We start from the raw sequence: 8008 nt of genomic DNA, 5'->3' as shown, positions 1-8008 counted from the left end.
ACCCAAATTGCCTATATGGAGATCAAAGAGTTTATAGAAAACCTTAGACAACATCATTTCTCTTTAACGGTAGACGGGGTTAAATTGATCCTGAAGGCCAATAAGAGTAAGCTAACAACGGACGAAGTAAACGCAATAAAAAATAATCAGGAGATCATCGCTTTTATTAAAAGTAATAAAGAGCAGCTCATTGCATATATATCCGAAGAAAAAGGACGAACAGACAATGTATCTGCTATTTACCGGCTTAGTGCCTTACAAGCTGGGATGTTGTTCCATAATTTATATGATGAAGAGGCGGGGGCTTACCGGACGCAACTAAAGTGTGACCTGATCGGCCTGGATCTGGTTGCCTTCGCAGAAAGTTGGCAATATGTGCTTAAGAATCATAGCATTTTGCGAAGCAGTTTTCAGGACGTGACTTTTAAAATACCGGTGCAGTGTGTACATACAGAAGTAACTATGCCAATAGAGGTGTTAGATTTTCGACATATGGGGAAAGAGGAGCAGGCTGAGGCGATATGCACATATGAAGAGCAGGATAGCCGGAGAGGTTTTGATCTTACGGTGGCTCCATTGATGCGTATCGTATTATTACAGCTGAGTGACGACCGCTACCGGATGTTGTGGACAACTCACCATTTGCTTACGGATGGATGGTCTACACCGGTATTATTGGAAGAGTTCCTGTCAGCGTATGATACATTGGTAAAAGGAGGAGTCCCTGCAGAACGACCGGAGGATAATTATGAAGATTACATCCGTTATCTGTCCCGGCAGAATAAAGAAGAGGAAGAAAAATACTGGCGTCGTTACCTGGATGGGATTGAAAGTGCAACGTTGCTACCTTTTATCGCTGCCAAAGCAGAACGGTCGAAAGGGGTAGGCGCTTTTTGTGAAGAGAAGCTTCATTGGGATAAACAGCTGACAACGCGTATCAATAGTTATGCGAAGGAACATCGTATTACGGTAAACACCTTGATGCAAGGAACATGGGCGTGGCTGTTACACCAGTATACAGGTGCAGAACATGTGAATTTTGGAGTTGTCGTATCTGGCAGGCCGGAGGACCTGCCAGGAGTAGAGCGTAGGGTCGGGATGTATATTAATACCTTACCACTGCATGCTGCCTTACATGAAGAAGAGAGCATCACGCAGTGGTTACAGCATATACAATATCAACAGGGTTTATCCAGTAAGTATCAATATACCTCTCTTAGTGATATACAACGTTGGTCCGGTGTGCAGGGAGACCTGTTCGATAGCATCATGGTATTTCAGAACTATCCTGTTTCTAAAATCGTAGCCACCCAGCAATGGCAGCTAAAGGTAGAAAATCTCGCGGGATATGAACCAACCTCTAACTATCCTTTACTGATCCGGTTTTCTGTAGATGAAACTATTACTGTTCAATTTATTTATAAAGATGAATTCCTGGACGTACAATATGTGCACCAGATCAAAAGGGATTTTGAACACGTATTGTTGCAATTATTGGGTAAAGCTGGCAGCCAGCTTGCGGATGTTGAGCTGTTGGCAGGGGAGGAACGGGAACGGCAATTACATGCTTATAATGAAACAGGAGTTGATTTTTTGCAGGGCGAGACATTAGTCTCCCTATTTGAAAAACAAGTGATCGATAACCCGGGCAATATTGCCTTGGTTTTTGATGGAGGCGAATGGTCGTATGCGGAATTGAACCAGCGTGTAGATAATCTTGCTGGTCAATTACGGGCATTCGGGATACAGCCAGATGTACCGGTACCTATATTTTGTCGCCGGTCTCCCTATATGATCACGGCGATACTCGGCATTTTAAAAGCAGGGGGGGCTTACGTACCTGTCGATCCGGACTATCCGCAAGAGCGTATAGATTATATACTGAATGATACTGGGGCTACCGTATTGGTTAGCAGTGACAATAGCCTTCTAACTATAACCTATGACGAACAAAAGATAAAAACCGTCGAGGTAGAAAATATATCTCCTGTATTGACAGCTGAAGAGGGACTCAGCAATGTAGCTACCGCTGGAAATCTGGCTTATATTATCTATACCTCAGGCTCTACAGGACGTCCGAAGGGGGTGATGGTAGAACACCGCAATATTATCAACTTCTTACAGCACCAGAGTACGGTATTTAAAATAACAAAAGAAGAGCGCATATTACAATTTACCAATTATTGCTTTGACGCCTCGGTAGAGCAGATATTTCTGCCACTGATCAACGGCGCTGCATTGGTGCTCGTACCGGAGCATGTACGGTTGGACAAGTATGCATTTGAAACATATTTGTCAGAACAGCAGATTACGCATCTCCATACTACGCCGGCATTTTTACAGACAATTAATCCGGGTAGTTATGGAGGTTTGAAAAGGGTAATATCGGCCGGCGAAATATGTAAAAAGGATCTGGCGGACAGATGGGCGCCAATATGTGATTTCTACAATAAGTATGGTCCTACAGAGGCTGCGATTTCTGTGGCCATGTACTTGTACAGACCAACCGGTAAATGGAAAGATATCAGCTCTGTGCCTATCGGCAAGCCGGTAGCCAATACTCAGTTATATGTTTTAGATAAAAAAAATAATCCTGTTCCGCCAGGTGTGCCCGGTGAGTTATGCGTTGGTGGCATGCAGGTAGCCAGGGGGTATTTGAATAATGAAGCACTAACGGTGCAGAAATTTGTTCCTGATCCGTTTAATGGACAGGGACATATGTACCGGACTGGAGACATGGTGCGTCGCCTGCCAGATGGTAACATTGAATTTATAGGGCGCATGGATGAGCAGGTGAAAATCAGGGGATACCGGATAGAACTTGGAGAAATAGAGCATGTATTGCAACAGGCGCCGGGTGTAACCGCGGGAGTAGTGATCGTAACAGAAGACGAGCATCAGCATAAACGGATGGTAGGATATGTGGTCGTAAATCAGTTATTTGATCAGGCTGCTATCCTGAAGTATATGAAAGGGCGGTTACCTGAGTACATGATACCAGGTTTTATAGTAGAATTGAAGAGTATTCCGCTGCGATCCAGTGGGAAAATAGATAAGAAAGCATTGATGGCTATTGATAGCCGAACATTGCTAACTGCTTCATATGTGGCACCAAGGGACCAGATGGAGGCAGATCTGTCGGGGATTTGGCAGGACCTGCTCGCGTCGGAGCAGGTAGGTATTATGGATAACTTCTTTGAACTGGGGGGGGATTCTATTGTCAGTATCCAGGTAGTGAGCAGGGCACGGCATTTGGGATATGAGCTACAAGTGGGAGATTTGTTCACGCTGCAAACTATCGGACAAATTGCGACCGCCTTAAAGACACGACAACTGATGAAACAAGAAGGGACGCAGTTGTCTGTTACTGGTGAATGCGGCCTGTTACCTGCACAACAGCTTTATTTTGAAGGGATTGGGCGGCAGCCGTCTGGATATAGCTATACTATTTCGATACCAATACATAAGGCAGTCTCACCAGCATTGCTTGCGGAAACAGTCAGTCAGTTGCCTCAATATCATGACAGTTTACGTTTCGTTTACCGACGGGCAGCGAACGGTACCTGGACCCAACACTATGGCGACAGGAAGTTGGAGCTAATGCAAACCGATTTTTCTAAGGTAGCTAGTACACAGTTTCCAGCTGCCGTCATACAATTAGGTACTGAACAAAGTTCGCTGCTGGATATAGAAAGAGGAATAGTGAGTTGTTTTACCTGGATAAAAACGGCAGATGAGCAACCTTACCACCAGTTGTTAGTATCGATACATTATCTGATTGCGGATACAATTTCCCGTAATATCCTTTTGCAAACATTAGAGGGGCTATTGGCTGCAAAAATAGAGATGACCCCGGTTCCATTTCAGCATACACATATTTCGAACCTGCAGTGGTACGAAAGTCTGCAAAGATATGCCGCGAGTGAACGTTTACAACAACACACTTCCTACTGGCAAGGCATCATGTCAGTGATGGAGGCATTTCCGGCAGACCATACGAGCCAGGGTGATTTGTTACCCCATAAGGTATTTGCTTCACTCGAATTACAACTGGAAAAATCACAGACAACGGCATTGGAACAGGAGGCCGTACGCGTGTATCACATTAATGTGGATGAGTTATTGCTCGCAGCACTTGGGAGGGTGTTATGTAACTGGACCGGAAGCACTGATGTCGTAATAGAACGGCAAGGTCATGGCAGGGCAGGGGATATCTTACCGGAGGTTTCCTGCCTGGTCGGAAGACTCGCTAGCAGATATCCTATAATGCTGAGCTACGCAGCAGGCATGAGCAATAGCGACTGGATCCGGCAGATAAAAGAACAACTCCGGCAAACACCAGATGGAGGTCTCGGTTTCGATGTGACGCAATATATGACGCCAGAGAAGAATAGGGCGTGGGCAACAATATTGTTTTGTTACGAAGGGGACCATTTGACTGCTGGTCAATATTGGGGGGTACCTGTTGAGACTACCCGGATTCCTGATGACTTTGGCGTAAGGGAACGTATTCGCATTATTAGCCGTATAGAGCATGGTTGCCTGCGGACGAAGTGGGAGTATAGTACATTACATTATAATGTTGAGACCATCAAAGCCTTGGCTACCGAATATCAACGTTTGCTGGAGGTAATATGTGCTGATTGCAGGGAGAAAGATGTACACCATATTGTTGAATATAGTCCGGCAGATTTCGGTTTATCTGGCGATGTGGATTATAAAGAGCTTGACCGTTTCCTGGATGCTCCGCTGGGCGATACCGGGATCAGTAAAAGATTATCCATAGAACGTTGTTACCGCTTGAGCGCTTTACAGACCGGGATGCTATTTCACAGCCTTTATGACAAGGACGCTACCAGTTATCGTAATCAGCTGAAATGTGACCTGCGGGATGTGGATCTTGAGGCTTTTGCATCAAGTTGGCAACAGCTGATGAGGCAACACACCATTTTACGTACCTGTATATATCACAATGTATTTAATATCCCGGTGCAATGTGTACTTAGGGATGTACAAATGCCAATAGAAATAGTAGACTACAGGCACCTTAATGCAGCAGAACAGGAAACGGCAGTACTGCAATATGAGCTCGCTGACCGGCAGCGTGGATTTGATTTTGAAACGGCTCCTTTGATGCGGGTGGTATTACTGCAACTAGGCGACAATCACTATAGGATGTTGTGGACCTCTCACCATATATTACATGATGGTTGGTCTATTCCTGTATTAATGGAAGAATTTTTGACGGCGTATGACTCGCTGGTAACAGGTCAGGTGCCGATACTTCAACCAGAAGATCGTTATGAAGATTATATCCGTTATATAAACCGGCAGGACAAGGAACAGGCAGCGGCTTACTGGCGGCAATACCTCGAGGGGTTAGATAAAGGTACTTTGTTGCCGTTTATTTTACCATCTGATAAGCGAACCAAAGGAATGGGGAGCTACCAGGAAGATGTGATTAAACTGGGAGCAGCATTTACATCTCAGGTAGTTGCTTATGCCAGGGAGCGACGGATTACTGTCAATACAATCATGCAAGGAATATGGGCCTACCTGTTGCATCAATACACGGGCAAGACAAATGTGACATTTGGTGTAGTTTCTTCAGGTAGGCCGGAAGACCTGCCGGGAGTGGAAAGAAGGGTAGGTATGTATATCAATACGCTGCCTCTCCATGCGATATTTCAGAAGGAACAATCTATAGGTCAATGGTTACAGGGAATATTCCAGGACCAGTTGCGATCCAGGGAATATCAACATACTGCCCTGACGGACATACAACGCTGGACAGCTATACCGGGCGACCTCTTTGACAGTATTATGGTATTCCAGAATTATCCGGTTTCAGAGATCGTGGATGCACACGAATGGCAACTGAAAGTGGAACATGTTAGCATTGAAGAGCAGGCTAACTATCCGTTTTACATTACGATAGGTACATATGATCATATAGATATCCATTTTTATTATAATACTGCCTTGCTGGATCAACAATATGTACAGCAAATAAAAACACATTTTGAGCAAGCCCTGTTGCAGATCGTTTCAAAACCAGCAGGCCATATTCGTGATATTACCTTGCTGAGTGAGGCCCATAGCGAAGAAGTTCTGCACCTATTTAATAATACGGACATTGTTACTCCGGAACATATGGTAGGTAACTGGATCCGGTTATTTGAAATGCAGGTACTACTGACACCGGATCAACCTGCATTAGTATACGAGGGCGGATACATTAGTTATCGGGAATTGAATGAACGAGCAAATCAATTGGCATACCAGTTAAAAGATCAAGGGGTAAAAACTGGTACGCTTATTCCGCTATGTACGGGGCGCTGTAAGGAAATGCTGATAGGCATAATCGGTATCCAGAAATCAGGAGCGGCTTACGTGCCGGTAGACGCTGCCTGGCCTGCGGAACGTATTGCCTATTTGCTTAGTGACACCGGCTCGGCAATAGTGGTATGTACGGAAGAACAAGAGGACCTGATCGCAACAAGTAGTGAAGAGGTAATCGTGATGAGGATAGGCCAACAGCTTAATATTACAGACGATAGAGGTAATCTGCCGGCTGTGGCTCCGGGTGATCTGGCGTATGTACTTTATACCTCTGGCTCTACAGGGAAGCCTAAAGGGGTCATGATTGAACACCATAGCCTGCTCAATTATTTGTTGTTCAGCAGGAAGCAATATACGGACTGTTATACGACAGCAGGTAGCTTTATACACCTGAATTATACTTTTGACGCATCTCTGACCGCCTTATTGGTGCCGCTAATTACAGGTAAGTACGTAGTAATATCTTCCAGCGTAGCGACCGAAATTTTTAATGATGATCTGCTGTATGAACATGCTCCCTATGATTTTATCAAACTGACGCCGGCGCATATGCCCCTATTGCTGGCAGCGATTGAGCAGCATGATACTTTACTGACTAAGAGACTTGTAATAGGAGGAGAAGCACTATATACACATCATATCCGTGAGTTGACGGCTAAAGGAAAGGATATCTGTGTGATCAATGAATATGGCCCGACGGAAGCTACTGTAGGATGTTGTGTATATACCTACTTCCCGGAGATTAATGATGCGACAGCAAGTAGTATTCCTATCCCTATAGGAAAGCCACTTGACAATATGGAGCTATATATCCTGGATGACCAGCTGCAGCCGGTAGTAACAGGTGTTGCCGGAGAGCTATATATAGGAGGGGCACAATTGGCTAGAGGATATCTCAATCAGCCGCATCTGACAGCAGACAGGTTTATTGATCATCCGTTTAATAAGGAGGCGCGCTTATACCGTTCCGGGGACCTGGCCCGCCGGCATCCGGATGGCAATATCGAATACATTGGACGTAAAGATGAACAGGTAAAGATCAGAGGATATAGGGTAGAACCGGAAGAAGTAGTGCAGGCATTGCAACAACTCCGTGATGTCCGGGTAGCGACTGTATTGCCGGCAGAAAAAGAGAGCGGACATCTTCAACTGTATGCTTATATACAGCTGAATGATAGCTTACTATTGGATGCGGACTATCACGGGCGACAGGAGCTTGTGCACAAGATGAGGAGTGAATTACAACAGCTACTGCCGGAATATATGATCCCCAGTCATATCTTTTTACTGAAGGAGTTCCCGCTTACGGCCAATGGCAAGATCGATAAACGGGCATTATTGGCTACTTCGGCCGATGTTGCAACAGGAGAACGTATGGCTCCGCAGAATGAGACGGAAGAAAAATTAGTAGCTATATGGAAAGAACTGCTGGAGCTGGATGAAGTGGGTGTCAATGAAGACTTCTTTCACATAGGAGGAGATTCTTTACTGGCCATTAGGTTTATTTCATCTATTCGCAAGGAATTGAATATGGAAGTTTCCATTGGTACTTTCTTTGATCTGAAGACGATTGAAGGATTATCTGCGTATCTGAAATTGAACCGGGAGCCGGACCCTGTTGAAGGGGGACAATATGAGACTATTAAACTGTAGAACCCTAAAGCAA

1 protein-coding gene is annotated in these 8008 nt (G+C 44.9%); it reads left to right on the top strand.

The genetic code is table 11. From position 1 onward, the window contains the following. Nucleotides 1-15: 15 nt before the first annotated feature. A complete protein-coding gene (locus KTO58_RS13870; protein ID WP_095838798.1) occupies nucleotides 16-7995 on the top strand; it encodes a non-ribosomal peptide synthetase in 7980 nt (2659 codons plus the stop codon). The last annotated feature ends 13 nt before the right edge of the window (nucleotides 7996-8008 follow it).

The sequence above is a fragment of the Chitinophaga pendula genome, from assembly GCF_020386615.1.
GTDB lineage: Bacteria > Bacteroidota > Bacteroidia > Chitinophagales > Chitinophagaceae > Chitinophaga > Chitinophaga pendula.
Note: the sequence above shows the minus strand (reverse complement) of the source record. Positions and strands in the feature narration are given on the sequence as shown.